The following is a 16,845-nucleotide window of genomic DNA, read 5'->3' on the forward strand; positions in this document are numbered from 1 at the left end:
CAACTCATCCGGACGGACTCCTCTACTATTTAAGTCTAGAAGCCAAAGAAGAATTATTACATAACTATAGCCCTAGTACAACAACCGCAAATTGAACTAGGGCAAGGTAATGGGGTTAACCCTTATAGATAATATTTACCAATGTATTTAAATATGACTAAAGACACATCATAAATTTAAGGCTTTTCTTAGCCTTTCAGATTACTCACTTTCTATATAAACATAGTATATGTAAGGTCTCACGCGAATTGCCCCTCTTAAACGAGGGGCTTTATTTAATTAAATAACGAAATGTTTGTAATTCACTAATCGCTCGCTCAATACCAGAAAAAGTATTTATAAAGTTACAATGATTCACATGTAGTCAACAGTTATTTGCTGCTTTGCGAATGATTGTTAGGCGCTTGTTGTTGTGAACTATTTAACCCACTTAGTGTGTTTGTTAGTTGTTGCGCATTTTGATTGTTAGTCATATTTTGGATGGGTTGAGTTATTTGTTGTGCTGAATTGTTCATTGCATTCGATAAATTTTGGGACATGTTCTTAAATGTTCCATTTTGTACTCCCTTTGTAATTCCATAAATTGCTGCTCCCGTTGCTCCTATGGCAAGTAGTGAAGTCATCATACCTCGATTATTCATATTTATCATCCTTTTTATTTGTTGGTTCTTCTTGAAATTCAATATTATTTTTGCATCATCCATCAAATTTATACGAATGATAATACTTCACTTTTTTCCATTTGAATTTACTTACTTTTCGTGATGAATAAGCATAAAAGTATTGCTTTAATAATAGCTCTTATATCAACATCAATTGTGATCATTTACCCAAGTCATATCAATATGCCAAATCCCATCATCAAGGTATGGCTCCGATATTTGTCTAAATTGAAAGGATTCATAGAACTTTTTTAAATATTGTTGCGCTTGTATTTTTAGGGTATACACTTGTTCATTTTTCATATAATGTAGTACATTTGCCAATAATTGTCTTCCATAACCATTGCCACGATATTTAGCCGCTACCAATACGCGACCAATTGATGCTTCTTCATACATACTACCCGCAGGTAATAATCGTGCATAAGCAGCGATTTCTTCACCATCTTTTAAATAATAATGGATGGATCGAAAATCATACCCATCCAATTCTGGATATGCACAACGTTGCTCCACGACGAACACATCTACTCTTAACTGAAGTATTTTATACAATTCTTCTGCATCTAATTCATTGAATGTTTTAACCACCCATTCCATTTAAAAAACCCTCCCCACTATGTTTACAATATAATTTAACTATAGCATACAGGAAAACTTGTTTATTTTGTCGAAAGAATTAGAAAGAGAAGAAAGGAGAGAAAAAATTGGTAACCACAGATACAAATATCGGATTTATCGGAACTGGTGTAATGGGCAAAAGTATGGCGCGTAATCTCATGAAAGCAGGATATAAATTATCAATTTATACTCGAACTCAACAGAAAGCGGAAGAATTACTGGCCGAAGGCGCAACATGGTATTCGTCCCCAACAGCCTTATCCAAATCATGTCATGTAATAATTACCATGGTTGGATACCCTTCAGACGTAGAAGAAATCTATTTTGGCGAAAATGGCATATTGAATCATGTGTCTCCTGGTTCGTTTTTAATTGATATGACTACTTCAAAACCACAATTAGCAATAGATATTGCAAATCAGGCAAAACAAAAAAATTGTTATGCCTTAGATGCACCTGTATCTGGTGGTGATTTAGGTGCCAGAAACGGAAAGTTAGCAATTATGGTTGGCGGAGAAGAGCAAGCATTTCAGGATGTTAAAGAGCTTTTTCAGATTATGGGAGAAAATATCATGCTTCAGGGAGAAGCGGGGGCAGGCCAACACACAAAACTCGCAAATCAAATTACCATTGCTTCCAATATGATTGGTGTTTGTGAAGCAATTGCTTATGCAAAAAAAGCTGGACTCGATCCAAGCCGCGTTTTGGATAGTATTACAACTGGTGCTGCAGGTAGTTGGTCATTATCCAACCTAGCACCACGAATGATTGTTGGTGATTTTGCACCAGGGTTCTATGTGAAGCATTTTATCAAAGATATGAGAATTGCGCTTGAGTCTGCGGAAGAACTTGGTCTATCCACACACGGATTATCGCTTTCACTAAAGTTATATCAGGAACTTGAGGAAAAGGGTGAAGCTGATAGTGGAACACAAGCGTTAATGAAACTATTTGCTTAAAACAAAAATGCTGAGAGAAGGGGTAACAATTATGCTATTGTTGCCCCTTGTGTTTGATTTCCTCTGCTGCTTGTTGGACGATAAAACCTAATTCATCATTACCAAATAATTGTAGCACTTGTAATACCGTTTCCGTTGGAATCATTTCTGACTCTTCCCTTGAAACAGTTGAATTGATAGCTTCAACTAACGCTTGATTTGTACCTGTCTGTTTAGGATACGCTTGATTATACAAAGCTTCCGGGTCTAAGTTATTATTCTTGCACCATTGGGTGAACACAAGAATCATCATTTTTTCTTCTTGTTGATAATTATCTATGATTTGCTGCTCTTTTGCTTTTTCGTTCATGATTCCCCCGCCTTTTTTAACATAAATATCCAAGAAAAGGATAGTGCTTGTTTTAGTTCTGTCGTTAAGTGAGCATAATTTTCTTTTGTTACGCCTTGTTTATATACTCCAAATCCATCCGTACAGGAAAGATTCATCTCCTCACATAGTTTTTCAAATTCCCATGGCATCATCGTATTACATATAGCTTTTTCCATATGTAAACGTGGATAACTATTTATTCTCGGACCGGCAGTCGGACCAAGAATACCAATACAAAGCCAACCGCCCTGCTTTACTACTCGCTTTATTTCTTTTATTGCATGTTTAGGATTCTCCGTCCACTCTAAACTATTTATTGCCATCACACCATCAAATGTTTCCTTTTTGAAAGGAAGCTGATTTACATTTCCTTGTAAGAATTCAATACTGCTTGGATGCTCTGCTCTTGCATAGTTAATCATATTGGCTGATATATCAAGGCCCACTGCTTGGTACTTCTGCTCATAAAGCTTATATGTTCCATATCCATCACCACAGCCAATATCCAGAACATAGCCTCCTGTTTGAAAGTAGTTATTAATAAATGGGATAATCTCGCTCCTACTCCCATTTTCCCACATATTCTGACTTCGTTCATTCCAAAACGCTGCTCGATTGTCCCATTGTTCAGTAGCCTCTTTATTCCAATCAAAGCTTGTCATGAGTTTCCTCCTTATATAACAAAGATTTCGATTTGTAATATAGTTAAATTCTATCCTTTTCTAATGTATAAAAAAAGGCTTATCTCAAAAGAGATAAGCCTTTTTTCTATATCTATTATAGACGAGTAACGTTTGCAGCCTGTGGCCCGCGGTTACCTTCTACGATTTCAAATTCAACATCTTGACCTTCTTCAAGTGTTTTGAAACCTTCAGCTTGGATAGCTGAGAAGTGTACGAATACGTCGTCTCCGTCTTCACGCTCGATGAAACCGAAGCCTTTTTCAGCATTAAACCATTTTACTTTACCAGTCATTAAAATGACCTCCTTATACAAATATCGTGCAAAGTAATTGAATCATAAATACTTTTACACTCACTTTGATAAAGAGATCGTAAAGTATTATTCAAACTTCAATTTCCTTTTGCACTTTTAACTTTACCTTGTTCTTTAATAAAATGCAAGTGCATAAGCGGATATTCGCAACATTTTTTCGCAATTGCTCTATAATTCCTATGAAAATAATTTGATAATTCATATTTTGGAATATTTTTTTAGGCGATTCCACCTATTTGTCAGACATCCGTTAAATTACGACATTATATCCTTGTTCTTCCACCGCTTCACGCATAGTCTGAATATTCACCTGTGCTTCATCATAGGTTACATCTACTTTTCCAGTATTCAGATGAACTTCTACTCCCGTAACACCATTCAATGCTTCAAGTGCACCTTTCACTGCTTGTTCACAGTGGCCACAGCTCATTCCTCTTACATCTAATGTTGTTTGCATCATTTATATCTCCTTTCAATTATTGCTTTCCACGAAAATATATCCATTTAAACCTTATTTCTGCTATAGTTTCAGCCGTTTTAATCGTAAAGAATTGGAGACAACACTGACGGAACTAAATGCCATTGCAGCTCCAGCAATCCATGGAGCTAATAAGCCGAGAGCTGCAATTGGTATACCTGCACTGTTATAGGCAAAAGCCCAGAATAAATTTGCCGGATATTTTTTATCGTTGCTTGACTTGTTTTGATCGCCATTGGTATTAAAAGCAACTCGCCACCCAAGATCGTTACATCTGCTGCTTCTATAGCAACTTCTGTCCCTGTCCAATGGCAATACCAATATCGGCTACTGCTAATTAATTCCGTCACCAACCATTGCTACTTGCTTACCTTGTTGTTGCACCATTTTTACTTTTTCTGCTTTCTGCTTTGGAAGAACCTTTGCAATCACTTGGCTAATTCCAACTTGTTTCGCGATCGCCTCAGCTGTTCTTTCATTATCTCCTGTGAGCATAATTACTTCCAAGTCTTGAGATTGAAGTTGTTCAATTGCTTCTATTGCAGTATCTTTTATTGTATCTGCAACAGCAATAACTCCTTTCAAGTCATAATCAATTGCGATCAGCATGGCCGTCTTCCCATCAGCCTCAAATCGTTGAACTTCTTCCTCTACTGTTTGATAGTTAACGCTTTTGTTTCCAAATATTTACCAAATAATATTAACGTGATTAGAATAGCACTCGTTTCAAAATAAAGATGTGGCATATAAGTTGGATCCCCAATGGTTTTTAACGATTCATACAACCTATAAAAATAAGCTGCACTTGTACCTAGAGCTACCAACACATCCATATTTGCTGAATAATTCCGCAGGTTCTTATAAGCTCCAATATAAAATTGGCAGCCAATCAAAAATTGAACGGGTGTAGCTAAGACAAATTTAAAACCAAGGATTCATAAAGATAGCCCGGCAATTGTAGACCAAATAAATGGTCAAACATAGTTATTAATAGTGGCATAGATAAAACACTGCAGCAACCAACTTCCTTCTCATTCGCTTTAACTGTTCTTCTTTTTTCGATTGTTTTTGTTAGTTTTCGGTCTTTAACTGTGCATGATACCCTAGCTTTTCAATTACATTAATTATTTCACCTTCCCCAGTAACTGCGGAATTTGTATTCAATCGAAGCAGATTCATTGGCCAGATTTACCGATGCATTAAAAATTCAGATTTTTCATTAAGTGCTTTCTCAATTCTAGTTGAACAAGCAGCACAGGTCATACCTGTTATTCCGAATGTAACATGTTGTTTTTCAGGTATTGGATACACCTTCATTTAGAAAACTGTTTTAATACTTCCATTAACTCATCAATCGCTTCATTGCCTTCACCATTTTTAACAGCATCCGTAACACAATGTTTCGTGTGTCGTTCTGCTACAGAAAATCCAACCTTTTTTAATGCAGCATTAATCGCGCTGATTTGAACTAAGATATCGATGCAATAGCGATCTTCCTCAACCATTTTTTGTATCCCTCGTACTTGTCCTTCTATGCGCTTTAGCCGATTCGTTATTGCTGCCTTTTCATCCTTTGTCCTTGGAGTTACTGGGTGGTCATGCCTTTGGTTTGCCATCTATCTTCATCTCCTTATTATTGGTTTCATTCATCTTTCGCTATATACTATACCCCTCTAATGTATAATGCACAACAAAAAAGCATATAAATCCCATCACTATTTTGTATCATTTTTTCTTTTTCTAGTTAATACAAAAAACCTTTTCCATAAGAGCTATATTTTCAGCTTCTACGAAAAAGGTGATTCCATACGGTATTTAGTTAAAAATATAGAACATAAATGCAATTAAACCTATAAGTACTGCCAAACTATAAATCCCAATTAAAATAGGGACATTCGTTTTTAACGAATTTACCTCATATTCAGATGAGCGGATTCGCTCATTTTCGGGAGAATCTCCTTCCTCCTCATACCTTCTTAGTTTATTCTCTTCCTGCTTGAAAGCAAACAAGGTAGCGCCTAGAGCAATCACAAATAAGATAATTAAAAAGACGATTAAACCAACACTCACTTTTTTCTGCCCCCATTCAAATTCCTAGTTTAAGAATTACATGGGGAACAGCACTTTGCAATCGTTTTCGATCAATTGTCAAAAATCGTTACCTTATTATTACGCGATCTTTTCGACCATTAGATTAGCATGGATTAATCGATTCCTCACTATAATCCCAATCCAGCTTGCCATTAACACTTTAATAAATCCAACAATAATAAACGGATATACCCCCGCTAACATAGCTTCTTGCCAGTTAACATCCAGTACATACTTCATCTGAATTGTTCCAAATACTAAGGTAATAAACATACCAACTGTATTCGCAATAACAGCATAAAGGTAGTTAAAACGTGTCTTCTCTAAGATCATTCCCGTAGCAAAGGCTGCTAAAATAAATCCCATTATGTATCCACCCGATGGACCAGCTAAAACTTGAAGACCCCCGCTAAAACCAGCAAAAACAGGTACACCGACTGCTCCGATTAATACATAGCAAATCATTGCTATCGCTCCAAGCCTACTTCCCAAAATGGTTGCAGTGATGCCTACTGCTAATGTCTGACCACTTATTGGAATAATTGGTAAAGGAATTTCAATTTGCGCCAATATGGCTGTTAACGCCGAGAAGATTGCACACGTTGTAATCCTATGCATCTTTTTACTTTTTGAATTCATCCTCACACCTCCCCTTAAGAATAATTAGATTAAATTCTATTTTAAAAACATTTGTTTGTCAACCACATTTAATTAAGGTTGACAAAAAAACTCCCAAGCGACAGATCATACTATCGTTTGGGAGAAAAATGGAGGCTATTCGGCTGTTAAACGTAATACAGATTCTAATAGGACATTTACACCTTTTGCACAATCATCCCAGTCTGTTAACTCATCTTCAGCATGACTTTTTCCATTTACACTTGGAACAAAAACCATAGCAGATGGAATATAAGTCGCAATAAATTGGGCATCGTGCCCAGCTCCACTAACCATTCGCTTATATGAATAACCTAAGCCTTTGGCGGATTGTTCCAGTATGTTTACAATAGCTGAATCAAACCAAACCGTATCTCTGCCCCACAGTTTTCGCAAGGTGACATCACAATCTTCTTTCATGGGAGAAGATGGAATAGCCTGAATAATTTCTTCTACTTGTTTAATAATCGCTTCATCTTGATGACGTGCTTCTAAAGAGAATACAACCTTATTCGGAATAACCGTATGAATATTGGGGCTAACATCTACCCTACCTATTGTAAATACTATGCTTTCATCCAATTGACTTAACCTATCCCGTAATTGACTAATTACGCTATTCGCAGTAAATAGTGCATCTTTTCTCATTTGCATTGGTGTTGTACCAGCATGATCCGATTCACCTGTAATTTCTATTTCATAACAAACCATTCCGACCACACATTCTACAACACCAATTTTTAAGGATTCCTGTTCTAAAATTGGTCCTTGCTCAATATGAAGCTCCAGAAAAGCCTCGGCCTCAGTTAGTCGATTCGCTTCCTGTCCAATATAACCACTTGCTTCCAACGCTTCCTTAAACGTTATCCCATGATTATCTGTGGACTGTAGCATTCTGGTTTTATCAAATTTTCCTGAGATGACCCCTGAAGCCATCATCGAGGGTTCAAACCTTGCGCCCTCTTCATTTGTTATATTAGCAATAACAATAGGTATTTGCGGTTTAACCTTATTTTCGACGATCGTTCGTACCACTTCAAGTCCAGCTACTACTCCCAATACGCCATCAAATCGTCCGCCTTTTTCTACAGAATCTAGATGCGATCCAATTACAATTGGTTGCTTTTCATTATTGACGCCCGCTAGTCTTGCATACATATTTCCCATATCATCATAGAATACGTCCATTCCTAGATTTTCACAACATGATTGAAAGTAGGACCTCACTTTTAAATCCTGCTCTGATAAGGCAAGGCGAGTTACGCCATTATTTGCAGTCCTGCCAAAATCTGCGAATTTCTCCAATGTATCTCTTAAACGTTCTCCATTAACCAAAACTTTTTGGTTTTCCATTTCCTTCATCTCCCCTTTTGTTAGTGTTGCACAAGTCACTTGATTAAGTAATCGTTCCTTCTCTTCCTTGCCTAATAAGTAATGTCGTCAGGTACTTCCTGCTCTCGGGATTGGTTAAGCGAATCGTTCTTTGCTCATTTGTCTCTATCCGTTCCATATGGACCACATCCCCATCTAAATTACTTGTTATCCTTGTCATTTTAAAACCACTATGAAGCAATTGATCAATTTGATTCTTTTCCGTTTCAAAAACATCGTAAACTGTCATCCTACGCCTCCTCTTTTAATAAATGATTGCTACCTTCCTCTTCTACACTCTCAATAACCCAATCCCTTCCTACTGTTATTCCTAAACTAGGATCCTCAATCTCCTTCTGCTGATATTTTCTGAAGTACCAATATTTAGCTAAAATATAATAGCTAGCACCAGCTATAAGAAAACCTACTATAAACGAATATTCCATTAAGAATATTGCGGCTACTCCCCCAATCGCCCAAGCGATAAACCCAGCTACATTTATCCCTCCAGCAAATCGATATTGACCATCTGAGCGATACAAATCTTGTACATTAACTCTTCGCCTCCGTAATAAATAATAATCTGCAAAAAGTATTCCCGTAATCGATGCTAATACCGCTCCAATAAATAGTAATACCTGTGTTAATACTTCATAAACACTCCATGGTTGGATAACCGTACCTACGATTCCTACAATAAATACAGCAACCATATTTGAGACTTTTGGTCCTAACACATTAGAAAATACCGCAGAAGCGGGAATGATATTCGCAGCCGTATTTGTAGACCATTGTGTTAAAACCACCATTAACAGTAACATTGCTAACATCCATCCAGATGAAGCATCTTGTAAGGCAATAACAGGATTCGAAGTACCAGAAACAACAAAAGCCGCTGCGCCAATCATAATCATAAATGCCTCTGTTAATGGAAGAGCAATGACACTGCCAATGAAGGTTGTCTTATTTCTTTTGAACCAGTTTCTTTCAAATTTAGGAGCCTTAAAAAAGCGGGAAATCGTCGGAATATCAGTTCCAAGAGTTGCCCAGAACCCCATATTAGCGAAAACTACAATCATAAAAGCGGTAAAAGCTGCCCCTCCAGTTACCGGACTACCAACCCATGTCCATACATCACTTCCACCGAGTTTCGCTTCCTCTGACAATGTCATGTAAATAATTAAGGACAAAACAACAATAATCGGAGCTGCTAAATCAGCGAATCGTTCGACCCATTTAATCCCTGAAGCTGTATTAATTAATTGAAAGACTGCAAATACAATATAGCACCCTAATAAATAATCAAATGAAGGGAAAAACGTATGTAAAATAGCATTAATTGCGGTTGCACCAAAGTATGTATTGATTCCAAACCAAAATGAAGCAGCTAATGCACGAGTAATGGAAGGTATATGCGTTCCCAATGTACCAAATGGTGCGCGCATATAAACTGGAAACGAAATTCCATGCTCTACACCGATATCACCAATGATGGAAATAAAACCACCAATAGCAATTGACCCGATTAATGTTGCAAGTATAACCAGTGGTAAAGGAATATTTTGTATACCCGAAGCTCCTATATCAAAGGTTGCCAGAAGAATAGCCATTCCCACCCACATGGCACAAAAGCCAACTACATTAATATTTCGCTTTTGATGATGAACTGGCAGCAGATCTGGAGATTTCAAATAGGATTTCTGGTTTGTTTGCATTTTTTTCTCATCCCTTCTGATCCCAAAGTTATATAGAATAACTGCTTGACGTGTTAGGAACATCAAGCAGTTATCTTGCTTTTACGAGTTTTTAATTAAAGTCGTAGCTTTTGCTTCGTCTTTAGCTTTAAGCCCAAATTTATTACATTTCAGATAGCTCCCCATCCCCGGTCTACCGACAAACTGTCTATCCTTGATGACATATTTCCCTCTGGAAAAAACACTCACTGGTTCACCGATTACCTTTATCCCTTCTAATGCACTATAATCGACATTCATATGATGTGTTTTTGCAGAGATTGTCCGTTCCACAGCGGGGTCAAATAGCACCATATCTGCATCACTTCCTGGTGCAATTGTTCCCTTACGTGGAAATAATCCAAATAATTTAGCTGCTTGCGTAGATACCATATCAACAAATTCATGAATGGAGATTCTTCCTTTATGGACTCCCTCTGAATACATCAAACTAAATCGATCTTCCACAAACGGACCGCCATTAGGGATTTTCGTAAAGTCATCCCTGCCAAGATCCTTCTGGCCGTTAAAATTGAACGAACATTGGTCAGAACCAATGGCTTGCAATTGTCCACTTTTCAAAGCATTCCATAACACCTCTTGATTATATTTCTCTCGCAATGGTGGTGACCAAACGTATTTCCCACCTTCAAAATTAGCTTTTTCTAGGTAAGATTGATCTAAGACCAAATACTGTGGACATGTTTCTCCATATACACGAAAACCTTTACTACGCGCTTCAGCAATTTGTTCAACCGCTTCTTCACATGTAACGTGTACCACATATAATTGAGAATCTGCTAATGCAGTTAATTTAGCTGCTCTACCCGTCGCTTCCCCTTCTGCCTCTGGAGGTCGGGTCAGTGCGTGATAGATAGGATCTGTTTTACCTTCAGCTAACGCCTTTGTCGTCAAATAGTTGATGACATCTCCATTCTCTGCATGTACCATTACTAGCCCACCATGCTCTTTCGCAGCCACCAGTATTTTAAATAAAACTTCATCATCTGCTTGAAATACACCTTTATAAGCCATGAAAACTTTAAAAGAAGTTACCCCTTCTTGTTCAATAATTTCTGGAATTTCATTTAGTACATCCTCATTGATTTCGGATATTTGCAGATGAAATCCATAGTCAATTACCGCTTTATCCTGGGACTTGCTATGCCATTTTTCTAGTGCACTTTTTAATGACTTCCCTTTATCGGATAAACAAAAATCAATGATTGTTGTTGTCCCACCATACGCTGCCGCAATCGTACCTGTTTCAAAGTTATCAGCTGTTACTGTTCCTCCAAACGGCATATCCATATGTGTATGGGGATCTATCCCACCAGGCATTACATAATAGCCCGATGCATCAACTATTTCTGCTTCTGGTTCATCTATTTGATCACTAATTGATTTGATTTTTTCATCTTCTATTAAAATATCCGCTACATACTTATCAGATGCAGTCACAATCGTCCCATTCTTAATTACTCTTTTCATTGCATATTCCTCCTTAACACTATGAATTAACAATATTTTGCTCAAGCATTTGGATTGCTGTTTGCCGTTCATTCCAAGACATTGGTGTTTCCAACCTCTCAGCTTCAACCATGTCAATAGCACCATCAACTGGACAAACGATCGAGCATAAATTACAGCCGACACAGTCTTCTTCTCGAACTTCTAGATATTCGATTCCATGTTTATCTTGTAACATATCAATACATTGATGCGATGTATCTTCACAAGCGATATGGCACTTATTGCAATTAATACAAACATCGGTGTTTATTCGTGCAACGATCTTATGATTTAGATCAAGATTGCTCCAATCAGTATACTTTTCTACAGACCTTCCAACAATGTCGCTAACAGAAACAATCCCTTTATCATCTAGGTAGTTATTTAAACCATCCACTAAATCTTCAATAATCCGAAAACCATGGTGCATAGCCGCTGTACAAATTTGCACGCCACCTGCACCCATTAGCATAAATTCAACTGTATCTTGCCAAGTGGATACACCGCCAATCCCAGAAATAGGAATGGTAATATGCGGATTTCGAGCTGATTCCCCTATCATATTTAGGGCTATTGGTTTAACGGCAGGGCCGCAATAACCACCATGGGCCCCCTTCCCATTTACATTCGGAATCGTATTCCACGTATCTAAATCAACACCTACTAAACTATTGATTGTATTAATCATACTAATGGCGTCTGCTCCTCCTTGTTCTGCAGCACGAGCAGTAGCAGTTATATCAGTAATATTCGGCGTCAATTTGGTAATCACAGGAACCTCAGCAGCCTCTTTTGCCCACATGGTAGATTTTTCTACTAAATCTGGCTGCTGGCCCACAGCAGATCCCATGCCGCGTTCCGACATGCCATGAGGACAGCCAAGATTTAATTCAAATCCATCCACTCCAACAGCCTGGACACGTTTCACAATCTCATGCCATTTCGCTTGTTTTGGTTCAACCATAATCGATGCTATAATTGCGCGATCAGGGAATCGCTTCTTCGTTTCATAGATTTCTTTCAGGTTTTCTTCAATCGGTCGGTCAGATATTAATTCTATGTTATTGAATCCAGCAACTCGCTGTCCATTAAAGTGATGCGCTCCAAACCTAGAAGTTACATTAAGAACAGGATCACCAAGCGTTTTCCACACGGCTCCACCCCAGCCGGCCTCGAAAGCTCGCTGTACTTGATAACCTGTATTCGTCGGCGGTGCAGATGCTAACCAATATGGATTAGGGGATTTGATCCCCGCAAAATTAATACGTAAATCAGCCATATCCATCCTCCGATCATTGATTTCTTTCATTATGCAGTTTCTGTTATTGATGGTTTGATTGATCTATGAATAGCATAAGCAGTTTCTTTGCCTTGTTGGGCTGCAGAAACAACCATTGCCTCACCTTGTCCTTTCCCAAATATGACATCACCCGAAGCGAAGACTTTCGGATTAGAAGTTTGGTAAGTTTCTTGATTCACACGAACAACACCATCATGATGTACTAACTGAAATTCCTCTATTAGTGACCGATATCTTGTTTGGCCGATTGCTTTTACGACAATATCCACATCCATCATAAACGATGAATCTTTTACTTCTACTGGACGTTTTCTGCCACCCACCTTTTCCTCTATTAATTCCATTTCGATACATTCTAGTTTGGTAACTCGTCCATGTTCATCGCCAATAAGCCGTTTAGGTGCTGTTAACCATCTAAATTCGACTCCATCTTGCTTAGCGAATTCATACTCAAAGTCGTAAGCTGACATCTCCTCAACCGTACGACGATAGAGTATTTTAACGTTCTTAGCACCAAGTCTTACTGAAGTAGTGGCTCCATCAACCGCTGTATTACCAGCACCAATCACTGCTACCCGCTTATCAACAAATTCATCTGTTACTCCATATGTTTTTGTACGTTCAACTAATTCGATGGCATCGTAAACGCCTGCCAATTGTTCACCTTCAATTCCTAACATTGGTACCTTAGACATCCCAATAGCTAGTATCACAGCATCATGATTATCCAAAAGTTCCTGTGGCGAAATGTCTTTGCCGACTTCTACACCGGTACAAATCTCCACCCCCAGTCTGCTTACTTGATCCACTTCCCATAACGAAATCTCTTTCGGTAAGCGAAATGGGACGATTCCAAACGTATCTAATCCACCGGCTTCCTCTTTCGCTTCATAAATCACAACATGATAACCTAATAAAGCTAATTCTCGTGCAGCTGATAAACCTGCTGGTCCACTTCCGATTATTGCAATGCGCTTATCATGCTTCTCTCCCTGTTGGAATAGTAATTGTTCATTTTTAATGGCCCAATCTGTTGCGTATCGTTGTAAGTCTCCAATCATGATTGGACTGGTAGAATGATTTAATACACAAGCTCCTTCACATAACTCTTCTGTTGGGCAAACCCTAGCACAGCTCGCCCCCACTGGATTTGCTGTCATAATTGTTTTTGCAGAACCCTTTAAATTTCCGGATGCTATCTTTTTAATGAAGGATGGTATGTCAATTCCTGTCGGACACGCCTCCATACATGGCGCATCATAACAGTATAGACACCGATTTGCTTCATTGATCGCTTCCGCAGAATTGTAACTCGGCTTAGCTTCTTCAAAGTTTTCTAATAGGGTCGTTAAAGTCATAGACGGTTGTTTCGAATCGTTCAATCGTAAACCTCCTTCTACATCTTGACAGTTCATTTTTAATTATCATTTACACTTCAAACATGTTATCTTTCCTTACATAAATTATTATAATTTTTTTATTTTTCAAATACATTAGACAAAGTGTTAAAATTTATTTACAAAAACAGGACATACCGTCAAATCATTTCTCAATTTATGTAATGTCCGAATCAGATAATGTGAGATTTTCTTACATTTATTTTCAATATTCTACAAACGCAATCTCCTTAAACAAAGGTAAATGATGTTTACCTTTGTTTAAGGCAGTCGCATTTAGAGATGGCTTCTAATACAAAAAGAGCTCAGGCCATCTATTGTCGATAGCCTAAGCTCGTTCATCATTTCCGTTTTATTTTTCTGGTGCTAATTCAATAGCTTGATTCAATGCTTCTAACATACTTCTTTCATCAACCATTCCTTTACCAGCAATATCAAATGCTGTACCGTGATCTACACTTGTACGAATAATTGGTAATCCGACTGTTATGTTCACTCCTGCCTCCAAGCCTAACACCTTAATAGGACCATGGCCTTGATCATGATACATAGCAACAACAATATCAAAGTCCCCACGCTGCGCACGGAAGAATAATGTATCTGCCGGAAGTGGCCCTTCTACTGGAATCCCTTCTTCCAGCGCTTTCGTAACAGCTGGTATAATCTTCTCTTCTTCTTCCCCATAACCAAATAATCCATTTTCGCCAGCATGCGGATTAATTCCACAAACTCCGATTTTCGGCTCACTTATACCGGATTTAGCTAATGTATGATGCGCAAGACGTATAACATTATATACACGTTCTGGCTTAATTTGGTTAATTGCATCAATGATTCCCACATGTGTTGTTACGTGAATTACTTTTAGTTTAGGAGAAGAAAGCATCATAGAAAAATCTGTTGTATCGGTTAATTGCGCCAATATCTCCGTATGTCCGGGATAAAGATGACCACCTTTATGCAATGCTTCCTTATTTAATGGCGCCGTACATATGGCGTCAATTTTATGTTTATTCGCTAATTCAATAGCTGTACGTAAATATTGAAAAGCAGCATTCCCAGCCTCTGCTGATACTTGCCCATATGGCAAATCCTCCGGAAGCAGGTCTAAGTCAACACATGTAATTTCACGATTATTTCCTTCTGTAAAATCTGAATCTATATTAATTTCTTTAATCGTCATATCAGTCTTTACTATAGATGCGGCCCTTTTTAGCATTTTCGAATCACCTATAACAATTGGATGTGCTCGATCGTATAATTCCTTTTGTTGTAAGCTTTTCACAATAATTTCCGGCCCTACTCCAGCAGCATCTCCTATGGTTATACCAATAATCGGCTTTTTGTTCATTTTGTTTCTTCTCCTTTCAACACTTGCATGGCTTCATATATAGAATTTAGTTTTCCAAAAGAACCAGCTTTCGTAACTACATGATACAACTTATCTGTTCCAATTAAAGTACCTAAAGGTATTCCGGCTTCTACCTGTTTAATCAGATTTATCCCCACACCACCAAGGTGTTTTGCCGTATCTTTTGCCGTGTCCCCACCAGTAAGAATCAATCCAGTTAACTGTTCATTTCTTTTGGCGATTTGTGCCACCATTTCTCCAATTGCTGAAGAAATTCTCTCTCCAATCTGATTAGGTGTAAGAGATAGCTGGTCTGCTAATTGTTTAACTTCCCTTCTTATTTCCTCATTGGATGGAACAAACAGCACAACATCTTGCTCTTCCCGCAAAGCATTGGTACACTGTTGTATGTACTGTTGTTGCTCCCTTTGCCAATTATCGTTAAAAATAGCTGACGTATCAATCTCAACAGCTTGTATATTCGGTTGCTTTTTTGCATATACGATTTGCGATTGGGTTACTTGAGACAGACTACCGCATACGGTCATTACTTGGGATAAACCGATTTTTTTAGTTTCATCATGTAATTGGTCAATTTCTAATACTTCAGGCAATACTTCTGCCAACCCCGCAGACCCTGCCCAAACAATATCTTTAGATAAAGAATTTATTTTTTTGGCTGCTTGGAATAAATCTGTTTGTGTATTGGCATCACACACGATATACTTTATCCCATCTTCTACCATGCGATTGATCCATAGCGTAAAATCGGATAACGAGGCTTCAATCATTTCCTTTGTTAGAACTTCTGCATGTTCTCCTATTTCATTTTGGATAATAGCTGGTATAGATGATTCCAAAACTGGGTGTTTCGGGTCTATAGAAACTTCCGTATTTGCTATTTTGTCTCCTTTCACATAATGAATACCGTTAACTGTAGTTCTCCCAAGTTTCGGATATGCAGGTGCTACAACTATAAAGTCAGGATCAAGTATGTCACCGACGGCTTTTAACTCAGCACCAATATGCCCGCGTAATGTGGAATCCATTTTTTTGTAAACCTGTTGATATCTCGCCTGTTTAATAAACGCAGCAGCCCTTTTAGTAGCCTCAACCGCCTCTCTTCTGGTTAAAGCTCGTGAATTCGTATCAATGACAATTCCACGATCAATCGTTGTTTCAGATGTTGGCGTTTCAAAAAATACAGAAGTGCTAATTCCCTTTTCTGCAAGCTGAACACCACTATCATTTGCACCAGTTAGGTCATCTGCAATTATTCCTATTTGTCTCGTCATTCCTATCCCTCATTTTAGCAAGCTTGAATTCCCCTAATATAATAGTGAAAGC

18 protein-coding genes and 1 pseudogene are annotated in these 16,845 nt (G+C 38.0%); 1 reads left to right on the plus strand and 18 read right to left on the minus strand.

Annotated elements, in window-relative coordinates; genetic code table 11:
- Positions 1–371 precede the first annotated feature (371 nt).
- Positions 372–641 (minus strand): hypothetical protein, encoded by a 270-nt coding sequence (locus tag M948_RS22805; RefSeq protein ID WP_021288638.1) that lies wholly within the window; start codon positions 639–641, stop codon positions 372–374.
- A gap of 171 nt (positions 642–812) precedes the next feature.
- A complete protein-coding gene (locus M948_RS22810) occupies positions 813–1,262 on the minus strand; it encodes a GNAT family N-acetyltransferase (RefSeq protein ID WP_021288639.1) in 450 nt (149 codons plus the stop codon).
- A gap of 107 nt (positions 1,263–1,369) precedes the next feature.
- Here M948_RS22810 and M948_RS22815 point away from each other — a divergent pair, with 107 nt between their 5' ends.
- A complete protein-coding gene (locus M948_RS22815; protein WP_021288640.1) occupies positions 1,370–2,242 on the plus strand; it encodes an NAD(P)-dependent oxidoreductase in 873 nt (290 codons plus the stop codon).
- A 34-nt stretch (positions 2,243–2,276) separates the two neighbouring features.
- On the opposite strand, the gene M948_RS22820 is transcribed toward M948_RS22815, so the two are convergent.
- From M948_RS22820 to M948_RS22905, 16 genes and pseudogenes are all read right to left on the minus strand, one after another.
- Positions 2,277–2,591 carry a hypothetical protein gene (locus tag M948_RS22820; RefSeq protein WP_021288641.1) on the minus strand — a complete coding sequence of 105 codons (315 nt, stop codon included), beginning with the start codon at positions 2,589–2,591 and terminating at the stop codon, positions 2,277–2,279.
- The gene (locus tag M948_RS22825) at positions 2,588–3,274 is read right to left on the minus strand and encodes a class I SAM-dependent methyltransferase (protein ID WP_021288642.1); all 687 of its coding nucleotides are present in this window, start codon (positions 3,272–3,274) and stop codon (positions 2,588–2,590) included. The genes M948_RS22820 and M948_RS22825 overlap by 4 nt, the downstream gene beginning before the upstream one ends.
- 115 nt (positions 3,275–3,389) lie before the next feature.
- Positions 3,390–3,587: a cold shock domain-containing protein gene (locus M948_RS22830; protein ID WP_021288643.1), complete on the minus strand. Its 198-nt coding sequence runs from the start codon at positions 3,585–3,587 to the stop codon at positions 3,390–3,392.
- A 271-nt stretch (positions 3,588–3,858) separates the two neighbouring features.
- Positions 3,859–4,065, minus strand: a complete 207-nt coding sequence (copZ, locus tag M948_RS22835; protein WP_021288644.1) for a copper chaperone CopZ — start codon at positions 4,063–4,065, stop codon at positions 3,859–3,861.
- A 63-nt stretch (positions 4,066–4,128) separates the two neighbouring features.
- A pseudogene (locus tag M948_RS42670) lies at positions 4,129–5,202 on the minus strand (HAD-IC family P-type ATPase); the annotation flags it as partial.
- A 197-nt stretch (positions 5,203–5,399) separates the two neighbouring features.
- Positions 5,400–5,702, minus strand: coding sequence for a metal-sensing transcriptional repressor (locus M948_RS22855; RefSeq protein WP_021288648.1), 303 nt, complete (start codon positions 5,700–5,702; stop codon positions 5,400–5,402).
- A gap of 199 nt (positions 5,703–5,901) precedes the next feature.
- Positions 5,902–6,156 (minus strand): hypothetical protein, encoded by a 255-nt coding sequence (locus tag M948_RS22860; RefSeq protein ID WP_021288649.1) that lies wholly within the window; start codon positions 6,154–6,156, stop codon positions 5,902–5,904.
- Positions 6,157–6,255: 99 nt separating this feature from the next.
- Positions 6,256–6,816, minus strand: a complete 561-nt coding sequence (locus M948_RS22865; protein WP_021288650.1) for a biotin transporter BioY — start codon at positions 6,814–6,816, stop codon at positions 6,256–6,258.
- A gap of 135 nt (positions 6,817–6,951) precedes the next feature.
- Complete coding sequence (locus M948_RS22870; RefSeq protein WP_021288651.1) at positions 6,952–8,187, minus strand: Zn-dependent hydrolase; 1,236 nt, start codon at positions 8,185–8,187, stop codon at positions 6,952–6,954.
- A gap of 43 nt (positions 8,188–8,230) precedes the next feature.
- A complete protein-coding gene (locus M948_RS22875; RefSeq protein WP_021288652.1) occupies positions 8,231–8,455 on the minus strand; it encodes a hypothetical protein in 225 nt (74 codons plus the stop codon).
- Position 8,456: 1 nt separating this feature from the next.
- Positions 8,457–9,920, minus strand: a complete 1,464-nt coding sequence (locus M948_RS22880; protein WP_021288653.1) for an NCS1 family transporter — start codon at positions 9,918–9,920, stop codon at positions 8,457–8,459.
- Between the two features lie 81 nt (positions 9,921–10,001).
- Positions 10,002–11,429, minus strand: coding sequence for a dihydropyrimidinase (hydA, locus tag M948_RS22885; protein WP_021288654.1), 1,428 nt, complete (start codon positions 11,427–11,429; stop codon positions 10,002–10,004).
- 19 nt (positions 11,430–11,448) lie between these two features.
- Positions 11,449–12,729 (minus strand): NAD-dependent dihydropyrimidine dehydrogenase subunit PreA, encoded by a 1,281-nt coding sequence (preA, locus tag M948_RS22890; RefSeq protein ID WP_021288655.1) that lies wholly within the window; start codon positions 12,727–12,729, stop codon positions 11,449–11,451.
- Positions 12,730–12,758: 29 nt separating this feature from the next.
- The gene (locus M948_RS22895) at positions 12,759–14,108 is read right to left on the minus strand and encodes an NAD(P)-dependent oxidoreductase (protein WP_031334871.1); all 1,350 of its coding nucleotides are present in this window, start codon (positions 14,106–14,108) and stop codon (positions 12,759–12,761) included.
- Between the two features lie 391 nt (positions 14,109–14,499).
- Entirely contained in the window at positions 14,500–15,498 is a 999-nt protein-coding gene (gene pdxA / locus M948_RS22900) for a 4-hydroxythreonine-4-phosphate dehydrogenase PdxA (RefSeq protein ID WP_021288657.1), read from the minus strand.
- Complete coding sequence (locus tag M948_RS22905; protein ID WP_021288658.1) at positions 15,495–16,793, minus strand: four-carbon acid sugar kinase family protein; 1,299 nt, start codon at positions 16,791–16,793, stop codon at positions 15,495–15,497. The genes pdxA and M948_RS22905 overlap by 4 nt, the downstream gene beginning before the upstream one ends.
- Between the last annotated feature and the right edge of the window lie 52 nt (positions 16,794–16,845).

Origin of the sequence: Virgibacillus sp. CM-4 (assembly GCF_000445495.1) — a bacterium.
Lineage (GTDB): Bacteria > Bacillota > Bacilli > Bacillales > Amphibacillaceae > Virgibacillus > Virgibacillus salexigens.